Annotated in this window: 19 protein-coding genes; 13 read left to right on the top strand and 6 right to left on the bottom strand. The window is 60.9% G+C overall.

Going from position 1 to position 18,132, the window contains the following annotated elements:
* Positions 1 to 49 precede the first annotated feature (49 nt).
* The gene (locus OKC28_RS09140) at positions 50 to 586 is read left to right on the top strand and encodes a DUF2301 domain-containing membrane protein (RefSeq protein ID WP_111588568.1); all 537 of its coding nucleotides are present in this window, start codon (positions 50 to 52) and stop codon (positions 584 to 586) included.
* On the opposite strand, the gene OKC28_RS09145 is transcribed toward OKC28_RS09140, so the two are convergent.
* Positions 583 to 987: a CBS domain-containing protein gene (locus tag OKC28_RS09145; protein WP_059113722.1), complete on the bottom strand. Its 405-nt coding sequence runs from the start codon at positions 985 to 987 to the stop codon at positions 583 to 585. The two genes, OKC28_RS09140 and OKC28_RS09145, sit on opposite strands and share 4 nt — an antisense overlap.
* A gap of 141 nt (positions 988 to 1,128) precedes the next feature.
* Here OKC28_RS09145 and OKC28_RS09150 point away from each other — a divergent pair, with 141 nt between their 5' ends.
* Positions 1,129 to 1,833, top strand: coding sequence for an SDR family oxidoreductase (locus OKC28_RS09150; RefSeq protein WP_270688838.1), 705 nt, complete (start codon positions 1,129 to 1,131; stop codon positions 1,831 to 1,833).
* Here the strand turns inward: OKC28_RS09150 and OKC28_RS09155 are convergent.
* On the bottom strand, positions 1,759 to 2,319 hold the full coding sequence (locus tag OKC28_RS09155) for a 2-amino-4-hydroxy-6-hydroxymethyldihydropteridine diphosphokinase (protein ID WP_059113720.1): 561 nt from the start codon (positions 2,317 to 2,319) through the stop codon (positions 1,759 to 1,761). The genes OKC28_RS09150 and OKC28_RS09155 overlap by 75 nt on opposite strands.
* A 126-nt stretch (positions 2,320 to 2,445) precedes the next feature.
* Between OKC28_RS09155 and cydH the strand changes: the two genes are divergently transcribed.
* From cydH to OKC28_RS09175, 4 genes are all read left to right on the top strand, one after another.
* On the top strand, positions 2,446 to 2,538 hold the full coding sequence (cydH, locus tag OKC28_RS09160; RefSeq protein ID WP_096071838.1) for a cytochrome bd-I oxidase subunit CydH: 93 nt from the start codon (positions 2,446 to 2,448) through the stop codon (positions 2,536 to 2,538).
* A 104-nt stretch (positions 2,539 to 2,642) separates the two neighbouring features.
* On the top strand, positions 2,643 to 4,043 hold the full coding sequence (locus OKC28_RS09165) for a sensor histidine kinase (protein ID WP_270688841.1): 1,401 nt from the start codon (positions 2,643 to 2,645) through the stop codon (positions 4,041 to 4,043).
* Positions 4,044 to 4,051: 8 nt separating this feature from the next.
* Positions 4,052 to 4,567 carry a hypothetical protein gene (locus tag OKC28_RS09170; protein WP_270688843.1) on the top strand — a complete coding sequence of 172 codons (516 nt, stop codon included), beginning with the start codon at positions 4,052 to 4,054 and terminating at the stop codon, positions 4,565 to 4,567.
* The gene (locus OKC28_RS09175; RefSeq protein WP_270688845.1) at positions 4,564 to 5,844 is read left to right on the top strand and encodes a sigma 54-interacting transcriptional regulator; all 1,281 of its coding nucleotides are present in this window, start codon (positions 4,564 to 4,566) and stop codon (positions 5,842 to 5,844) included. Before OKC28_RS09170 ends, OKC28_RS09175 begins: the two co-directional genes overlap by 4 nt.
* A gap of 55 nt (positions 5,845 to 5,899) precedes the next feature.
* Here OKC28_RS09175 and OKC28_RS09180 read toward each other — a convergent pair whose 3' ends face one another.
* Positions 5,900 to 6,373 carry a DUF1097 domain-containing protein gene (locus OKC28_RS09180; RefSeq protein WP_270688847.1) on the bottom strand — a complete coding sequence of 158 codons (474 nt, stop codon included), beginning with the start codon at positions 6,371 to 6,373 and terminating at the stop codon, positions 5,900 to 5,902.
* Positions 6,374 to 6,745: 372 nt separating this feature from the next.
* On the opposite strand from OKC28_RS09180, the gene msrP reads away from it, so the two are divergent.
* Together msrP and OKC28_RS09190 are read left to right on the top strand one after the other, a co-directional pair.
* Positions 6,746 to 7,750: a protein-methionine-sulfoxide reductase catalytic subunit MsrP gene (msrP, locus tag OKC28_RS09185; protein WP_270688849.1), complete on the top strand. Its 1,005-nt coding sequence runs from the start codon at positions 6,746 to 6,748 to the stop codon at positions 7,748 to 7,750.
* A gap of 73 nt (positions 7,751 to 7,823) precedes the next feature.
* Positions 7,824 to 8,450, top strand: a complete 627-nt coding sequence (locus tag OKC28_RS09190; RefSeq protein ID WP_270688851.1) for a protein-methionine-sulfoxide reductase heme-binding subunit MsrQ — start codon at positions 7,824 to 7,826, stop codon at positions 8,448 to 8,450.
* Between the two features lie 47 nt (positions 8,451 to 8,497).
* On the opposite strand, the gene OKC28_RS09195 is transcribed toward OKC28_RS09190, so the two are convergent.
* Positions 8,498 to 8,746, bottom strand: a complete 249-nt coding sequence (locus OKC28_RS09195) for a PepSY domain-containing protein (protein WP_021139857.1) — start codon at positions 8,744 to 8,746, stop codon at positions 8,498 to 8,500.
* 63 nt (positions 8,747 to 8,809) lie between these two features.
* Here OKC28_RS09195 and OKC28_RS09200 point away from each other — a divergent pair, with 63 nt between their 5' ends.
* The 4 genes from OKC28_RS09200 to OKC28_RS09215 all read left to right on the top strand — a co-directional run bounded on the left by OKC28_RS09200 (position 8,810) and on the right by OKC28_RS09215 (position 11,886).
* Positions 8,810 to 9,142 (top strand): PepSY domain-containing protein, encoded by a 333-nt coding sequence (locus tag OKC28_RS09200; RefSeq protein WP_005318516.1) that lies wholly within the window; start codon positions 8,810 to 8,812, stop codon positions 9,140 to 9,142.
* Between the two features lie 106 nt (positions 9,143 to 9,248).
* On the top strand, positions 9,249 to 9,905 hold the full coding sequence (locus OKC28_RS09205) for a response regulator transcription factor (protein ID WP_005318517.1): 657 nt from the start codon (positions 9,249 to 9,251) through the stop codon (positions 9,903 to 9,905).
* 37 nt (positions 9,906 to 9,942) lie between these two features.
* Entirely contained in the window at positions 9,943 to 11,292 is a 1,350-nt protein-coding gene (locus OKC28_RS09210) for a sensor histidine kinase (RefSeq protein ID WP_270688854.1), read from the top strand.
* A gap of 132 nt (positions 11,293 to 11,424) precedes the next feature.
* On the top strand, positions 11,425 to 11,886 hold the full coding sequence (locus OKC28_RS09215) for a hypothetical protein (RefSeq protein ID WP_058395093.1): 462 nt from the start codon (positions 11,425 to 11,427) through the stop codon (positions 11,884 to 11,886).
* A gap of 150 nt (positions 11,887 to 12,036) precedes the next feature.
* On the opposite strand, the gene torA is transcribed toward OKC28_RS09215, so the two are convergent.
* Both torA and OKC28_RS09225 read right to left on the bottom strand, forming a co-directional pair.
* Complete coding sequence (gene torA, locus OKC28_RS09220) at positions 12,037 to 14,517, bottom strand: trimethylamine-N-oxide reductase TorA (RefSeq protein WP_270688856.1); 2,481 nt, start codon at positions 14,515 to 14,517, stop codon at positions 12,037 to 12,039.
* 22 nt (positions 14,518 to 14,539) lie between these two features.
* A complete protein-coding gene (locus OKC28_RS09225; RefSeq protein ID WP_270688858.1) occupies positions 14,540 to 15,670 on the bottom strand; it encodes a NapC/NirT family cytochrome c in 1,131 nt (376 codons plus the stop codon).
* 366 nt (positions 15,671 to 16,036) lie between these two features.
* Between OKC28_RS09225 and OKC28_RS09230 the strand changes: the two genes are divergently transcribed.
* Complete coding sequence (locus tag OKC28_RS09230) at positions 16,037 to 17,998, top strand: DNA topoisomerase III (RefSeq protein WP_270688860.1); 1,962 nt, start codon at positions 16,037 to 16,039, stop codon at positions 17,996 to 17,998.
* The last annotated feature ends 134 nt before the right edge of the window (positions 17,999 to 18,132 follow it).

Raw genomic sequence — 18,132 nt, forward strand, 5'->3', positions numbered from 1 at the left:
GGCATGATTCAAGTATATTGGCCCGAATATTCAACAGAGACGACCCCGGATGGCAAATCCTGAAATCGAAAGTGAGTTGGATGGCATCGACAGGTTATCTGTCTGCTTCTATCGTCTTGGCTTGAGTCTGGCAGCTTTATTGCTGGTGTGTCGAGGGGCCAGCCTGCTGATCGGGCAGGATTTTTTAGCGCCCTCAGTCTGGTTGACGGCGCTGGTGGTGGCCAGTGGGGTCTGCGGACTCTGCCTGCATGTCTATGACAAGCGCATCCGTTTCATCTTGCAGGTGTTTGCCTGGGGTGGCCTGGTGCTGAGTGCCAGCGGAGCGCCCGAGGTGCTGGTGTTGGGGGCGTCGTTGGCGACGCTCTCCGGGCTGGCGTTCAAGGAGCAGTTCTGCTTCGCCATTCCGGGCATCAAGGCGCTGCCCCTGTTGTTGCCGTTGCTGTGGGGACTGGAGTGGGCGCAACTGGGCTGGGCCGCCGCGCCGGTTGCCCTGGCGTGCGGCCTGTTGCTTGGCTTGCTCTGTCTGGCAAAGTGGCGGATGCCCCTGCACTTCGACATCGGTGACAAGGGGCGTTACCAGATTTAGGTCTGATGGCAGCCTTTCATCTGCTGATTGAGGGCTTGCATCACTTGATGGCGGCTGATGATGCCGATCACTTTGCCCTGCTCCAGCACCGGATAGATCTTGGGTTTTGCCCCTGTCATCTGGCGCGCCAGATCCAGAATGCTGTCGTCCGGGTCGACCGAGAGAGGCGTCCGGCTCATCATGTCTTCCACTTGAGTGCGGGTATCGCAGTGGTAGCTGCCGGTGATCAGACTGGGAATGCAGTCCTGTTCGGAGAGAAACCCGACCAGCTGTTGTTGGTCATCCAGCACAGGCAGGCCGCTCAGCCCTGAGTGGTGCAGCCGATCCAGCGCTTCGGCCAGACCGAGTTGCGGGGTGAGGAAGTGGGTCAGGCGACTCATGTGATCGCGAATATGTAGCATATGATGGCTCCAGATGCGGGGTGTAGTGCCACTATGGGCGCTGTGAGGCGGACAAGGCCAGTGGTTTGTGCCATGGGGATTGATAGGTATCGCCGTCGCGGGTATGCCAGTGGCTGGTGAGCAATGACAAAAGGAGAGGTTATGCGTGCATTGGTAACGGGCTGTGGCCGTCGACTCGGTTTCTACCTGTGTGAACAGCTGGTAGCGGCAGGTTGGCAGGTAACTGGAAGCTATCGCAGCGAGCGACCCGAGCTGGCTCGGCTGCGCACCTTGGGAGTGACGTTGGTGCAGGCGGATTTCGCTTGTGAAGAGCAGGTCGGCCAGCTCATTGAGGTGCTGGCATTACAGCAGGATCTGGCGCTGGTGATCCACAACGCCTCGGCCTTCGAATCAGAGGCGGCAGATCCTGCGGCGCAGCTGGCCCAGTTCGATCAGTTCTATCGGGTACACATGGCGGCGCCATTTCGGCTCAACCGGGCGCTGGCGCCCCAGCTGGCCCGCAATGCCAATGCCAGCATCATCCATATCACGGATATCTACATTCACGCTCCGGCGCCCCAGTTTGCCAGCTATGTGGCCACCAAGGCCGGAGCCCACTCCCTTGCCATGAGCTTTGCCCGCGAACTGGCGCCAGCCATCCGGGTCAACACCATAGAGCCGGGCCCTATCCTGTTTCTCGACGAACATGGCGACGCGTGGCGCCAGCAAGTGCTGGCGAAGACGCCGCTGGCGCGGGAAGGCGGGCTTGAGCCTATCTGGCAGGCGGTGCAGCTACTGATGGGGAACGACTACATGACGGGGGCCAGCATCCGGGTAGATGGCGGCCGCAGCCTGGCGGTCATCTGAACCCTGACTGAGCCGCAAGGGGGTCAAGCCTACCTGCAGCTCCTCGATCACCTTGCCCTTCATCAGCCGGGTATGCAGTGGCAGCGTGACCTTGCGGTCATGCACTTCTCCCTGGCCATACAGCTCGGCCAGCAGTTCATTGAGATAGGCATCGACGCGAGTCGCGGCAAAATCGTCTGCGGCACTGCTGGCCAGAATGTCGATATCCAGCGGCCGGTCGAGCACCTTGCAGTTCGGATCGCTGCGATCACGGCCATGGGCCAGTTCCATGGCGATGAAGAGGGTTTTCAACTGCTGGGTTGTCAGCCCGCTTTCGGCAACGAACAGGCAGTTGAGGAAGTCGTGCCTGGAGTGCATTCCCACCGGTTTGGTCTGGATCACCGAACTCAGCTGCAGGCGGCCAAAGTGTTCAAGCAGTTCGCCAACCACCTGACTGACGTGAATATGGGGATCAAGATTTGATCCAATGCTGCACAGATAGAACATGCTCACCGATCCTTGGGTTGGGCTCATCTGAAATGTATACACGGCTCACGGTTATGGGATTAACTATGCATTAACATACATTTGTCTGTTGTGATCAGGCTCTTGTTGGCAAGAAAGGAGGTTTGCATGAGTGTGGAACTGAAATGGGCACTGTTGACCGCATCCAGCGCGTTGGCAATGATCCTGATTATCTGTGTGGCATCCGTCGGTCTGGCGTGAACCCCGTCCCTCATTTGCAGTATGAACCGGCCTCGTGGCCGGTTTTGCTTTTTGGGGGAGTGCAGATATGCTGACCCACCCATGATGAATCGAGACAGCACAAGATGACCAAGGTACGCCCACGTTCCTTGCTGCAAGTGGTATTGATGGGCTTCGTCCTGGTATTGATGCCGCTGGGCGGCATGATCTGGCACGACAGTCAGGCCCTCGAACACTTGAGCCAGTTGACCAGCGACGAGCTGGAGCGGGCGGTGCGCGATACCCGTCGGGCGACCCTGCTCACAACCCAGGCCATTGATCTGGAACGTACTCTTCGCCGTTATGCGGTACTGGGGGATGAGCGCATCCTGGCCAGTTACCAGCAGCAGCTGGCCAGTTACCGCAGCCTGCTCGCCGCTCATCAGGGCTCGATCCCGGATGCCGAGGCTTACACCGGCCTCGAGCAGGTGCTGGCCTGGCTCGACAGCCTGCAGGATCTGGCCAAGGCCAGAGCCGCCTCGGCCAGCCCACAATTTGATGAATTTAATCAAGTTAATCAGCAGCTTGAAGTGATCACCCGAGGCCAGGTCGATGAACATGTGAGCCTGGTACGCGCCATGATTGCAGAGTTGATGAGAGAGATCTGGTGGGTCAGCGGTTTCGTGGCCGTGCTCAGCCTGCTGCTGGTGTTGTTGTTTACTTATCTGATTATCCACCCTGTGCGTCAGATTGAGTCGCGGATCTTGAGTCTGGGCGCGGGTGTGGAGCCGGACAAACGCCCCGTGGACGGGCCAGCAGAGTTGGTGGTATTGGGGGAGCGTATCAACTGGTTGCACGACAAGCTCAAGGAGCTGGAACAGCAGAAATACCAGTTCCTGCGCCATGTTTCCCATGAGCTCAAGACGCCGCTGGCGGTGCTGCGGGAGGGCTCGGACCTGCTTGGCGAGCAGCTGGTGGGGCCGCTTACGCCGGATCAGCAGGAGATCTGCCAGATGCTAGAGGAGAACAGTCGCCGATTGCAGACCCTGATCGAACGTCTGCTCGATTTCAACCGCCTCAGCCAGCAGGAGGTGTTTACCCTGACGCCGGTGGCGCTGGCGCCCTTGCTGTCAGAGTTGACAGCAGAGTACCGGCTGGCGCTGGAATCCAAACAAATCAGTGTACACTTGCCGACCGATCCCATCATGTTGCAGGCGGAGCCGTATCGCTTGCGATTGATCCTCGATAATCTGTTTTCCAATGCGGTCAGCTATGGCGCCAGGGGGGGCCAGATCTGGATCCGCGCCGGGCAGGATGCCAACGGCGGCTGGCTGGAGGTGGCCAACGAAGGGCCCGTCATTCCGGTAGCCGAACGGGAGCGGATCTTCGAGCCATTCGAGCAGGGCAGTATAGTGCGGCAAGGTTTGTTGAAAGGCTCCGGCATGGGGCTTTCCATCGCCCGCGAGTCGGCGATGAGCCTTGGCGGTGAATTGGTATTGATTGAAGACGAACAGGCTGATGTCTGTTTCCGGTTGACGTTGAAGTGAAGCAAAAGATGAAACAATGTGTTGTTCCGGTATTGATGATGGGCCTGCTCACAGGCTGTTCTTTGCTGCCAGCGCGTGACCCGGCGGCGTCGCCGGATCTCGCCCTCGCCAAGCGCATGGAGTTTGCCAACAAGGAGATGCAGGTACGCCTGCAATACTCGGACTGGCTGCTGGCCAGTCACGCTCAGCAGCGGGCGCAGGAGCGTCAGCGCCTCAAGGGTGCGACCGATATCGAGAGCCGGGTCAGTCTGGCCATGGTCAATACCCACCCCTCCGAGTCGGTGGCAAACCGTCGGGCCGGGCTGGACAAACTCAAGAGCCTATTGCCCGAGCTCGGGCTCGATGCCCAGGCTTTCCTGCGCAGCTGGATTGCGCTGGGTGAGGAGCTGCTGGTACGTGACAGCCGTCGTGACGACCAGAGTCAGGAGGTGCAGCGTCTGCGCCGCCAGATTGAACAGCTCTCCGCCATCGATGAACAGCTCAATCAACGCAAGCTCAACGGCAGTGGCGAGGCTCTGCCATGAGCCGGATCCTGCTGGTTGACGACGATGTCAGCCTGCTCAAGCTGATGAGCATGCGCCTGCGCAGCCAGGGCTATGAAGTGGATACCGCCGACAGCGCCGAAGGGGCGCTGGACAGACTGCGCCAGCAACGAGCCGATCTGGTGTTGAGCGACTTGCGCATGGCCGGCATGGACGGCCTGGCGCTGTTCGAGCGCATCCAGTCACAGTGGCTGGGGTTGCCTGTCATCATAATGACAGCCCACGGCACCATTCCCGATGCCATCCAGGCTACCCGCTCCGGGGTGTTCAGTTTTCTCACCAAACCCATCGACAAAGATGAGCTGTTTGCCACCATAGAGCATGCGTTGAGCCTGACACGCCCAAAGCAGCAACAGGAGTGGCAATCGCTGATCCTGACCCGCAATCCGCAGATGGAACAGTTGCTGATCCAGGCCAACAGCATAGCCGGCATGGAAGTGCCCGTGCTGATCATGGGGCCGTCCGGTTCAGGCAAAGGGGTGATGACTCAAGCCCTGCATCAGGCCAGCAGTCGCCGTGACAAGCCGCTGCACGTCATCAACTGCGCCGCCTTGCCATGGCCTGCGCTGGATCTGCAGCTGTTTGGCGAAGACGGTCAGTCCGGCCTGTTCGAACAAGCCAAAGGCGCGACCCTGTTTCTCGACGAGATAGGGGACCTGTCGGAATCGCTACAGGCCAAGCTGTTGCAGGTGTTGCAGGAGTACGGTCAGGGTACGCCCGAGGTGCGGGTCATCAGCTCCAGCCATCAGGATCTGGTGACGGCGATGGAAGAGGGGCGTTTTCGGGAAGATCTTTTCTACCGCCTCAATGTGGCCAACATCACCTTGCCACCTCTCAGCGCCCGCAGTGAAGATATTCCGCTGCTGGCCAGACAGGCGCTGGACGAATATCGCAGTCGTCACAGTGACTGTGCGGCCCTGGGTTTTTCACCCGAGTCGCTGGCCATGCTGGCGGCCGCAGCCTGGCCCGGTAACGTGCGTCAGCTCTACAGCGTGGTGGAACAGCTGGCGAGCCTCTGTTGCAGTCCTGTGATTGGGGTGTCCATGGTGGAGTCGGCCCTGAGTGGCAGCGGTGGTGGCATCCCCTCGTTCAACGAGGCGCGGGCCGAGTTCGAGAAGGAGTATCTCATCCGTCTGCTGCGTACCACTGAGGGCAACGTGACCCTGGCGGCCAACATGGCGGGCAGAAACCGTACCGATTTCTACAAGTTATTGAATCGGCACGGCATAGAGGCGGCAAACTTCAAGTCGAAGGGATAAGCCGGGCAGTATAGGCTTGCGTCCCGGCGAAGGATTATCCGCTGGTGAGTGCCATTCAGGCGGGATCGACTACGACGGTAGAGGTTTGGGTTTTCTGGGAGAGCCAGAGCCCGCTCGCCTTCATCAGGTAACCGAACAGTGCGCCTATCACCAGGGACGGCAGTATCAGGCGCCACTCCCCCGCGGCACCGAAGGTGGCGCAGCAACCGGCGAAGGTGCCGGGAATGTAGCCCAGCCACTGCTGCTTTGCCTGCACACACATCAGGGTCGCAACCACGCCCGTCATCATATAGCCCGCCATGCCCGCTCCCCACCAGGCATCCCCGTGGATCAGCAGCAATGCCCACAGCATGCCGCTCCCATTGCACAGCATGGTTTGCAACAGCGCCTTGTAGCCACCGTTGGAGGCGAAGTAGCTGGTGCAGCCGAGAAAGCCGACCCAGGAGATGAGGCCGAGTGTGACGGCAACCCAGCCCCAGACGGCAGAGAGGATCCCGGTCGTGATGGCGATGGCGATCAATGGGCTCATGGCGTGACTCTTCAGTAGTGGAATTCGTAAAGAAAGGGAGCCTACCCCGCGCAGGGGGGGCGGCAAGCAGGGGCGAGATTGTGTGTGATCTTCATCACTCATTTCAACTCAGGAATACGCTTGCGCTCGCGAAAAAAATTCATTGGAGGCGTGCTCGACCCTGCACCATAGTTATGGGCCCTGTCCTGCTCATGGAGTGAGTCTGATGGCGCCAAATGTGATCGTTCCTCTGCTGGTATTCGTAGCATTGTTCTTGGTCGGAACCATGGCCAAGGCTCTGCCCCTTTACCAGCTCATGTAAATTTTCGTGAAATAAAACTCGGCCGGGGCAGGTCTTATGGTTGTTACCCTCATAGCCCCGGGAGTTTTTCCATGTTGATCAAGCGTCGCTCTTCTCATCATCCCACCGAACAGGATGTTACCCCGGAAGCCGTCTATCAGGATCGCCGCCTTATCCTGAAAGGGTTGGGCCTGGGGGCCGCCACCCTGGCGTTTCCCGCTCAGGCTGGCGTGCTTGACCTCTTCTCCGCCGACAAATCGGCACCTGCCGCATCGACCAGACCGCTCAACATTCGCGCCGCCGCCAGACCTGAAGGCGTGATCCTCACCCCGGAGGAGAAGGCCACCACCCACAACAACTTCTATGAGCTGGGTACCGACAAGGGGGACCCTGCCCGCAATGCTCACTACCTCAAGCCCGAGCCTTGGCAATTGCGGGTAGAGGGGGAGGTGGCCAAGCCCTTCACCCTGGATGTGTGGGACCTCCTCAACAAGACAGAGCTGGAGGAACGCATCTACCGGCTGCGCTGCGTAGAGGCCTGGTCCATGGTGCTGCCTTGGAGCGGTATCAGTCTGGCGGAGCTCATTCGCCGTGCCGAGCCCACCAGTCGCGCCAAGTTCGTGGCCTTCGAGACCCTCTATGACCCTGAGCAGTTGCCGGGGCAGGCATCCCGTTCTCTTGGAGGGGGCATAGATTATCCCTATGTGGAGGGGCTGCGCATCGACGAGGCGATGAACCCGCTCTCCTTCCTGGCGATGGGCCTCTATGGCAAGACGCTGCCCGCCCAGAACGGGGCACCGATCCGGCTGGTGGTGCCCTGGAAGTACGGCTTCAAGAGCATCAAGAGCATAGTTTCCATCCGGCTGGTGGAAGAGATGCCACCGACCACCTGGAATCTGCTGGCATCGAACGAATATGGCTTCTACGCCAACGTCAACCCGGAGGTGGATCACCCGCGCTGGAGTCAGGCCAGCGAGCGCTTCATCGGGGAGGGTGGCATCTTCGGTGCCAAGCGTCAGCCTACCCTGATGTTCAACGGTTATGCCGACGAGGTGGCCTCGCTCTATCAGGGAATGGATCTGAGACAATGGTACTGAGACTGACAACCGCTCATACCAAGGGCCGCCCCCATGTGGTGGTCTTCACTTATCAAGCCATGGATCCAAGAAAATGGTACTGAGACTGACAGCGGTTCACATCAAGGGCCTGCGAGTGCTGGTGCATCTGGGTTCCCTCGGCTTTCTGCTATGGCTGGGGTATGCCTTGCCAGCCGGGTTGCTGGGGGGAGACCCGGTACAGGGGCTGACCCACTATCTCGGCAAGGGGGCGCTCAATCTCTTGCTCATCACCCTGCTGGTGTCACCGCTCGCCAAGCGCTGGCGGCAGGGGCAGCTCATCAAGCTGCGCCGCCCTCTCGGGCTCTGGTGCGCGGCTTGGGCCGGGTTGCACTTTATGGTGTGGCTGGGGCTGGATCTGCAATTCGACTGGGGGCTTATTGGCGGTGAGCTGGTGAAGCGCAGCTACATACTGGTGGGGGCAGTGGCGCTCTTGTTGCTGGCGGCGCTCAGTCTGACCTCTATCCCCGCCCTGCTGCGGGTCATGGGGCCGGCCTGGCAGAAGTTGCACAACTGGATCTATGCCGTTGCCCTGCTGGTGCCGGTGCACTACTGGTGGTCGGTGAAGAGTGGCTGGCAGGAGCCGCTCATCTACCTGCTGCTGGCCTGTGCTCTGCTATGGCCACGGCGGGAGAAGTTGCTGCGCCCCTGGCGTCAACGCCAGAAGCTGAAAGAGGCGTGAGTTGCCGCTCAGGCATCACAGCGCAGAACTCGCATAGCAAAAGAGGCCTAATCGGCCTCTTTTTTGGTGATGTCGCCCGTGTAGGCATCGACCAGCAACTGCACTCGCTGTTCGTCGGCATCCAGGGTTTCTACCTCGAATTTATCCCCTTCCAGCTCCACTTCCCGAATGTCGTGGTACCCTTGGGCCAACAACAACTTGACCAGCGCCGGCATGTCGAGACGCACCTGGGCCGCCCAGCCAAGGGTGGAGAAAAGGCAAAGGATCAGCAGGAAACTGCGTGGGATCATATTCATTCCGGATTCATGGCTGGCAGACTATAAACGGCATTATGTTAGGTTTTTGGAGATGAATCACCCATGAATAGAGCCCTGTCTCTGCTTGGGTTGCTGCTGCCCGTGATGGCGCAGGCGACCACGCCGAACGAGGCCTTGCTGCAACAAGCTGTCAGCGAGGGTCGGGTCAGGCCCTTTCATGAGGTGATGGAGGTGGCCTCCCTCCTGCCGGTGCGCGTGCTGCGCGTCGACCTGGGGGAAGAGGATGGCATCTGGCTGTATGAGCTCAAGCTCATCGACAGCGAGAACAGCGTGATCAAGGTCGGCTATCGCGCCGACAATCTGGAGATGGTGTGGCTCAAGGGCCACCATCTCGAGCGGCTGTTCGAACCACGCCCGCCGCAAGAGGAAGATTGACCTTTGGGTGGGTGCCAGGTTGGGCTCCAAACTGACAATCCGGCACCACTGTTCAACCTTCCCATCTCCGTTGACGCAAGAGTAACCCTGCTTTGGATACCCATTTATGCGAATTCTGATAGTTGAAGATGAGAAGACCCTGGCGGGCCAGCTGGCCGAACAGCTGCGTCTGTCCGGTTTCGTGACCGACCTCTGCCACGATGGCAACGAGGCCGGCTTTCTCGGCGAGACCGAGCCTTATGATGCCATCATCCTGGATCTCGGCCTGCCGGGTCGCGATGGCCTGAGCGTGCTGAAAGAGTGGCGCAGCAAGGGGATCGATACTCCTGTGCTGGTACTGACAGCCCGCGGCCAGCTGCACGAGAAGATTGAGGGGCTCAATGCCGGTGCCGACGACTACCTCACCAAGCCGTTCCAGGTGGCGGAGCTGGTGGCGCGGGTGCAGGCGCTGGTGCGACGGGCGGCGGGCAATGCCAGTTCGATCCTGGAGATAGGCGGAGTGCGGCTCGACATGGCGGCCTCCCAGGTGTGGTACGAAGGCACCCCCATCAAGCTCACCGCCCACGAATTTCGGGTGCTTGGCTACCTGATGCAGCACAGGGGCAAGGTGGTGTCGCGCAGCGAGCTGATCGACCACATCTATGCCCAGGATTTTGACCGCGACTCCAATACCGTCGAAGTCTTCATCGGCCGGATCCGCAAGAAGACCCATGCCGATCTCATTGAGACTGTGCGTGGCCTTGGATACCGGATCAACGAATGAGTCGGGCCTTGATGCAACCCCTGCCAAGGTGCGGTGAATGAGGCTGGTCAGGACCCTGCGGGGGCGACTGGTAGTCATAGCGTTGGTCTGGTGTGGTCTCTTCCTGTTTGCCACAGGTTTCAGCCTGCAGACCATGATGCGCAACTATTGGCAAGAGGCGGAAGCCGACGGCCTGCGCCTGCAGCTCTACGATCTGCTCTCCCGCCTCGAGATCCAGCCAGACGGCCTGCCCATCGTCACCGAACCCATGGCCGACCCCCGCTTTCGGCAACCCTATTCCGGCTACTACTGGCAGCTGGAGCTGGGGGATGAGGTGGTCAGCCGCTCGCGATCCCTGTGGGATGTGCACCTCAAGGTGCAGGGTCTGAAGTCGGCGTTCGGCGATCCGGATCTGTTTGTCGGCAGGGGACCCAACAAGGAGCCCCTGCTCATCATGACGCGTACCGTGCTGCTGCCCGGGTCGGATCGGACGTTTACTCTGGTGATGGCCAAGGACAGCAGCGCCTTGACCCAGACCCTCAAGAAGACCCGCATCAGCCTGTTCCTGGGCCTCGGCTTCGCCGCCACGGGTCTGGTGCTGGGCTTCATGTTCCAGATCGTCTATGGTCTGCGTCCGCTGCATCTGCTGCGCCGTGAACTGGGACGGGTACATCAGGGGCATCAGGAGGGATTCCGGCTGCGTTATCCGCTGGAGATACAGCCGCTGGTGGAAGACATCAACCGCCTTCTGCACCACTACAGCGAGCTGCTGCAGCGAGCCCGCTCCCACACCGGCAATCTGGCTCACGCCCTCAAGACACCGCTCAGCATAATGCGTAATCAGGTGGCCCAGTTATCGCCGGAGGATCAAACCGCCATCGGCGAGCAGCTTGACCAGATCCAGCGCCACATCGACTATCACCTCGGCAAGGCGCGGGTGACCGGCGCCGCCAAGATCCTCGGGGTGTCGACTCCGGTGCGGGCACGGGTGGAGTACATCTGTCGCGCCTTCTCCCGTCTCTATCCGGGCAAGGAGGTGGATCTGCAGGTACCGGCCAATCTGGCGGTCGGGGTGGAGGAGCAGGACTTCGACGAGATGGTGGGCAACTTGCTGGAGAACGCCTACAAGTGGTCGGCCGGTCAGCTGCGTATTTCCAGTGCGGAGCTGGGGGGCTGGATCACCCTGCGCATCGAGGATGACGGCCCCGGCATGAGCGAGGATCAGATCGCCAAGGCTGTGTTGCGCGGGGTACGGCTCGACGAGAAGGTGCCGGGCTCCGGGCTCGGCCTCAACATAGTCTCCGATCTGGCCGAGGCCTATCGAGGCAACCTCATCATGGGTCGGGCTGAGTTGGGTGGTCTGGCTGCGTCTCTGTCACTGCCCAAGGTAGCCAGGGTAGAGAGCTAGATATTATCAGCCCCGTTATGGGGGCGGATGGAATTGTGGTGGTCTGGCCGCGCCCCTTCACTGCCCAAGGTGGCAAGGGGGGAGGGTCAGGCATAAGATAAGACACTTGTTCAAGCCTGAGGAAGGGTAGCAATGACAGACGATCCATGGGCACTATGTCACCTTGATGACTCGTTCGATTCCTCCGTGTTGGGGATCAAGGGGGCACAGCTTCAGTGGTTTGAAGACAGAGATAGCCTGATCGCATTCCTGCTGGAAGATTTCATCGATCTGCTGGCCGATGCCGGCGAGCTGGACGAAGACGAAGTTGCCAGCGCCCGCGAGCGCTTCACTCTGCTGGTGGAGCAGATCAGCGACGATCGTGCCTTGGTGGATGCGCTCAACGATCTCGCCTCCGGCCTGCGCCGTATTGCCTGGCTGGGGCCGCTCTCCGAGCTGGCCGAAGTCAGCGATGACTTCGCCGCCGGCCTGCGCCGCTATTTCTGGACCCAATACGACGGCGACGAAGATGACCCGGATGCCTGGGTGCCGGAAGAGCTCTGGCCCCAGCTGGTGGAGTGCGCGGAAGAGTATATGCAGGAAGGCGACTTCTGAGTCATCTTGTCCAAGCTCTGGCGGCAGAGCGGGTGACGTGCGCGAAGAGTGCATGCAGGAAAGCGACTTCTGAGTCACCACTGCCATAGCACATTGAGAGCAATAAAAAACGGCGCCTGATGGCGCCGTTTTTGTTGGTCGAGTGTGGACTCAGCCGTTGGCCGGGACCGCGTGAGCAGTGTTGGCCAGTGCCGGGCCCCTGTATTTCTCGATCTGCAGCTGGGCCATGTGGCCGCAGTTGCCCTGCGCCAGGCTGGAGGTGCCCTCGTCGAAGGTCAGGCAGTTGACGTTGCCGTTCTTGCAAATGGCCCCCGCCTCACCCGGTTTGGCCGGGTCGAACCAGGCCCCTTCACAGATGCGCACCACGCCCGGACGTATGTCTTTCGACACCAGGGCGCCCACCAGGATCTGGCCGCGATCGTTGAAGGCACGCACCAGATCCCCATCCTGAATACCACGGGCCTTGGCATCATCCGGGTGGATCAGGATGGCCTCCCGATCGGCGATGGCGAACTTGTCTCGCAGCGGCGTGTTGTCCAGCTGGGAGTGCAGGCGCTGGGTCGGGTGCGAGGTGTTGAGCGACAGCGGATAACGGCTGGCCGTTTCGCTCTTCACCCACTCCTTGGGCTCATACCACTTGGGATGGCCGGCGCAGTCGGCATACCCCATGCCGGCGATGGTGTTGGAGAAGATCTCGATCTTGCCGGACGGGGTGCCAAGCGGGTTGAGCAAGGGATTCTCGCGAAAATCGGCGTGACGGATCCACTGGCGGTTCGCCTCCGGAATGGGGAAGCGGATGTAGTTGTTGGATTCCCAGAACATGTTGAATGGCGGCAGCGCCACCCGCGCGCCACGGGCCTGGGCGGCCATGCCGTCATACATCTGCTTGAGCCACAGCATCTCGTCCTTGCCTTCGGTGTAGGCTTCCAGCAGGCCCAGCTTGGCGGCAATGACGCTGAAGATGTCGAAGTCGTTGCGTGACTCGTGCTGGGGCGGTACGCACTGGTGCATGGGGAACACGTAGCGTTGGGAGTAATCGCCCCCCATCTCCAGATCGTTGCGCTCATAGCTGGTGGTGGCCGGCAGCACTATGTCTGCGTGCTTGGCGGTGGCGGTCCAGTAGGGTTCGTGGACTATCACGGTCTGCGGCTTGCGCCACGCCTTGAGCAGGTTGTTGGTGTCCTGATGGTGGTGGAAGGGGTTGCCACCCGCCACATAGACCAGCTTGATGTCCGGATAAGTCACCTGACGACCGTTGAAGTCGATGGTCTTGCCCGGGTTGGCGAGACAGTCGGCGATGCGGGCCACCGGGATCGGGGCTGGACTGTTCTTGGGCGCGTTGCCGGCCGAGATACCCGCCAGTATGCCCCCCTTGGCGGTGGGGCTGCCACCGGAGGAGTAGTGGTAGCTGAAGCCGTAGCCGCCACCGGGCAGGCCGATCTGGCCCAGCATGGCGGCCAGGGTCACCAGCATCCAGTTGGGCTGCTCGCCGTGATGCTGACGCTGCATGCCCCAGCCGGCCATGATCATGGTGCGTTTGGACGCCATGTCGAGGGCCAGCTGACGGGTCACGGTGGCATCGACGCCGCAGACAGTGCTCGCCCACTCGGCGCTCTTCGGCTGGCCATCCTCCTTGCCCAGCAGGTAGGAGAGGAACTTGTCGAAACCGCTGGTGTAGCGATCGAGGAAGGCCTGATCGTGCTTCTGTTCGGAATAGAGGGTGTGGGCCACCCCCAGCATCATGGCCACGTCGGTATAGGCGTTCGGTGCAATCCACTCGGCCCCGGCCAGCTTGGCGGTCTCGTTGTAGACCGGATCGATGCTGATGATGCGGGTGCCCTTCTCCTTCAGTGCCTGGAAGCCGGCCTGACCCTCGTGGTCCGGCATGTTCCAGCTGTTCTTCAGGGTCACCTGGGCGTTGACGCCCCACAGCACCACCAGTTCGGCGTGCTCGATCACGTTCGGCCAGGCGGTCTGCTGCTCATACACCTCGATGGAGCCCATGACGTGGGACATGATCACCTGGGCGGCGCCGGCGGAGTAGTCACCGGCATAACCGGTGAAGCCACCGGCCAGGTTCATCAGGCGGTGCAGCAGGGTCCGGCTGTTGTGGAACATGCCGACGCTCTTCCAGCCGTAGGAACCGGCGTGGATCGCCTGCGGGCCGAAGTCGCTCTGTACCCGGCCTATCTCGCCGGCCACCAGTTCGATGGCCTTGTCCCAGCTCACCCGCACCCATTCGTCGGCGCCGCGCAGCTCGGGTCTGGCGCCAGGGCCGTGCTCCAGCCAGCTCTTGCGCACCATGGGGTACTTGATGCGGTTCTTGGCATGGACCTGGTAGGGCGCCATGTCGATGAGGTCGTTTGGCGCCGGATCATCGGCTACCGGCTGGACGCGCACCATGCGGCCATCTTCGACTATGGCTTCGAAGGCCCCCCAGTGGGCGCCGGTCAGTATGCCCTTTTGGGCCGGGACCAGGGTCGGGAACTGCTCCAGCGCCGTGCTGATGGCCCGAGCCAGGGCACTCTTCGGGAAGATGCCGGCGAGCAGCGGCAGGGCCGCGCAGGCGCCGAGCCCCTTGAGCAGGTTGCGGCGGGACAGATTGGTGTTCTTATCGGTAAAAAAAGTCATGACGATTTCCTCTGTGCCAGCCTTAGTGCGCCGCGCTCATGTCACTGGCATGTTTCTGGACGTATTGGGTCAACATGCGAGCCTGTTCCGGGGTCAGGGAGGTACGGGATTCCATCCCCTTGATGACGCCGATCCACTGGTTGGCATTGAAGTGATCCAGCGCCGTGAGGCCGTGGCAGCCGGTGCAGTTGTTGGACATCAGGGTGGAGGCGTATTGCCACAGCTTGCCCTGATCGCCAATGAGCTGGGTCTGATCCACCCAAGCGGTCAGTTTGACCTGATGCCAGGTGAGGTTGGTGGCGCTGTCGGTTTCGCTCTGGCCGGTGACCAGGGATTTTTTGGCGGCATCGCCGACCAGCACGCTCAGGATCCGCTTGCCGGGAGCGGCGTAGAAGACTTCGCTCACGCCCTCCTGTTGCCAGCCTTCGATCTGCACCTGGGCACGGCCATTTTCGTTGGCCAGTACTTCCACCTTGGTGGAGGGCATCAGGGTGCCTTCATCTGTCTTGGCGGCGGCATCGAGGAACAGCGGCGCCGTGGCGATGGCGTAACGGGTGGTGACGTTGACCGGGGTCTGGGCGGCAGCCTGGGCCAGCTCGCTCGCGCCGGCGGCAGCCAGCTCGCTCATGTCAGGCATGATGTGGGCGACACCGCGGTGGCAGTCGATGCAGGTCTGGCCTTCCTTGATGGCGACCGGGTGCTCGGCCCGGGCATTGGGGCGCTGGGCCAGAATGTCCATGGCGGCGTAGCTGTGGCAGCTGCGGCAGGTGGCGGAGTCGTTGGCCTTGAGCTGGTCCCACACGGTCTGGGCCATGCGCAGCTTGTGTGATTCGTATTTCTCTGGGGTATCGAGGGTGCCGATCGCCTCGTGATAGATATCCTTCACGGCGCGGATCTTGGTCCACAGATAGGCGCTGGGTTCATTGGGGATGTGACAGTCTGCACACTCGGCCCGGATGCCCTTCACGTTCTGGAAGTGGACGCTGCCCTGATACTCGGCCAGCGGGGTCTGCATGGAGTGGCAGGAGACGCAAAACTCGGTAGAACTGGTTTTATGCATCACTGTCATTGTGACACCCAATGCCGCGACGCCCAGCAGGGCTCCGAGCAGCAGGAGCCAGAACCAGGTCTTTCTCAATAATTTTCCAAGCATGGCGGCATTTTCCTACGATCAAATATTACCAATATAGTAGTAGCTAGAGAGAGGTAGGGGATTGACCTCTATCATGATTTTTATTTTGTAATGTTATTTTAAATTCATTAATTATTTTGTATTTTATCATTTAATTGAATTTAATTTAATATCCATGCTTTTCCTATCCCATTCGAACTCGTTCGGGTCAGGTTTCATTACATGGCCTGCATGAGCATCCTGAAGGGTAGTCGCCCGCTTTATCCCTAGTCGCACCTCTGACCGACAGCGTGCTCGTGATCACCGACCCCGCGGATGGCCAGGCTTGGGCTTTGCAAAAGGCTCGGTATATACTGTTCGCATATACAGTATCCAGGTGTGTTTACCATGCGACTCTTTATCGCCGAGAAGCCCAGTCTTGGCCGAGCCATTGCCGATGTGTTGCCCAAGCCCCACAAGAAGGGGGACGGTTTCATCGAGACAGCCCAGGGGGATGTGGTGACATGGTGCATCGGCCACCTGCTGGAGCAGGCTGAGCCGGATGCCTACGACGCCGCCTTCAAGCAGTGGCGCATGGAGCAACTGCCCATCATCCCCGCCCAGTGGCAGCTGGTGGCCAAGCCCAAGACCAAGACCCAGCTCACCGTCATCAAGCGGCTGATCAAGCTGGCCGACTGCGTGGTGAATGCCGGTGACCCGGACAGGGAAGGGCAACTGCTGGTGGACGAGGTGATCGACTTTCTCGGCTACCCCAAGACCAGACCGGTGCAGCGCTGCCTTATCAGCGATCTCAACCCGCCGGCGGTGCGCCGCGCCCTCGACAAGCTCAGAGACAACAAGGAGTTCGTGCCGCTGGCGGTATCGGCACTGGCCCGCAGCCGTGCCGACTGGCTCTATGGCATCAACATGACCCGTGCTTACACCCTGCTCGGTCGCAAGGGCGGTTGCAGCGAACTGCTGTCGGTCGGCCGGGTACAGACCCCGCTGCTGGGGCTGGTGGTGCGGCGGGATCTGGAGATAGAGGCCTTCGTACCCAAGCCCTTCTATGAGGTGCTGGCCCATCTGGTGACCGACGGCAACGAGCGCTTCAGCGCCAAGTGGCTGCCCTCCGAGGCCTGCCTGCCCTGGCAGGATGAGGAGGGGCGGGTGCTCAACCGGGCGCTGGCGGAGAAAGTGGTCAGTCGCATCAATGGCCAACCAGCATCGGTGGAAGAGGTAGAGGAGCAGGCCCGCAAGCAGGCGGCACCGCTGCCCTACAACCTCTCCAGTTTGCAGATCGATGCTGCCAAGCGCTTTGGCATGGATGCCAAGCGAGTGCTGGATGTGTGTCAGGGGCTCTACGAGCGCCACAAGCTCATCACTTATCCCAGATCCGACAGCCGTCACCTGCCCAGCGATCACTTCAATCGGGCGGCCCAGGTACGGGAGGCCATCGCTGCCACTGCGCCGGCACTCGCCAGGGCGGTGAGCGAGGCGGACGGCAAGATCCGCAGCAAGGCGTGGAATGACAGCAAGGTGGATGCCCACCACGCCATCATCCCCACCGAGAAGCGTGGCAACGAGGGCAGCCTCAGCGGCGATGAGGCCAAAATCTACGGTCTGGTGGCGCGCCAGTACCTGCTGCAGTTCTACCCGCCGTTCGAGTACAACGACAGCAAGGTGCTGCTGCGTATCGCGGGTGGCCTGTTCCAGGCCAAGGCGCGGCGGATCCTCAAGGCGGGCTGGAAGGCGCTGCTGGGGGTCGAAGAAGATGACGACGAAGAGAAAGCCGGTACCCTGCCCGCCCTGAAAGAGGGAGAGCAACTGCTGTGCGAGCGCGGTGAGCTGCTGGAGAAGATGACCCAGGCGCCCAAGTCGTTCACCGACGCCACCCTGCTGGCCGCCATGACCGGCATAGCCCGCTACGTGCAGGATCCCGAGATCCGCAAGACGTTGCGCGAAACGGACGGCCTCGGTACCGAGGCGACCCGGGCCGGCATCATAGACCTGCTGTTCAGGCGTCGTTTTCTGGTGCGCCAGGGCAAGAGCATCAAGGGCACGCCCACTGGACGGGCACTGATCCTGGCGCTGCCCGCCACCGCCACCACGCCGGACATGACGGCTCTGTGGGAGCAGAGCCTGGGCCAGATTGCCGAGCGGCACGCCAGCTATCAGCAATTTATGGGGCCACTGACAGATCAGTTGAATGCCTTGATTGAGGGAGCCCGGCAGGATTCCGGCGCCAGCTTCAGCGCGCTGCCCAAGACTGCGTCGGGGGCCGGCAAGCCCCGTTTTACCCGTCGCAAGAGCAGCACAGGCACTCCTCGCAAGAGTACCGGCAAGCGCCCGGCCAAGAGCAAGGCGACCTGAGTCGCCGCGCCGCAATACCTGGCTGGATAAGCCAGATAGAAAAAGGCGCCTGTTGGCGTAATGCCAGTCAGTTAAGCCTGACTGGCATTGTTTTTATTGGCTTTTTTTACACTGTATTTCTGTGGCCTTGGCTT

Source organism: Aeromonas sp. D3 (assembly GCF_027705025.1).
GTDB classification, from domain to species: domain Bacteria; phylum Pseudomonadota; class Gammaproteobacteria; order Enterobacterales; family Aeromonadaceae; genus Aeromonas; species Aeromonas salmonicida.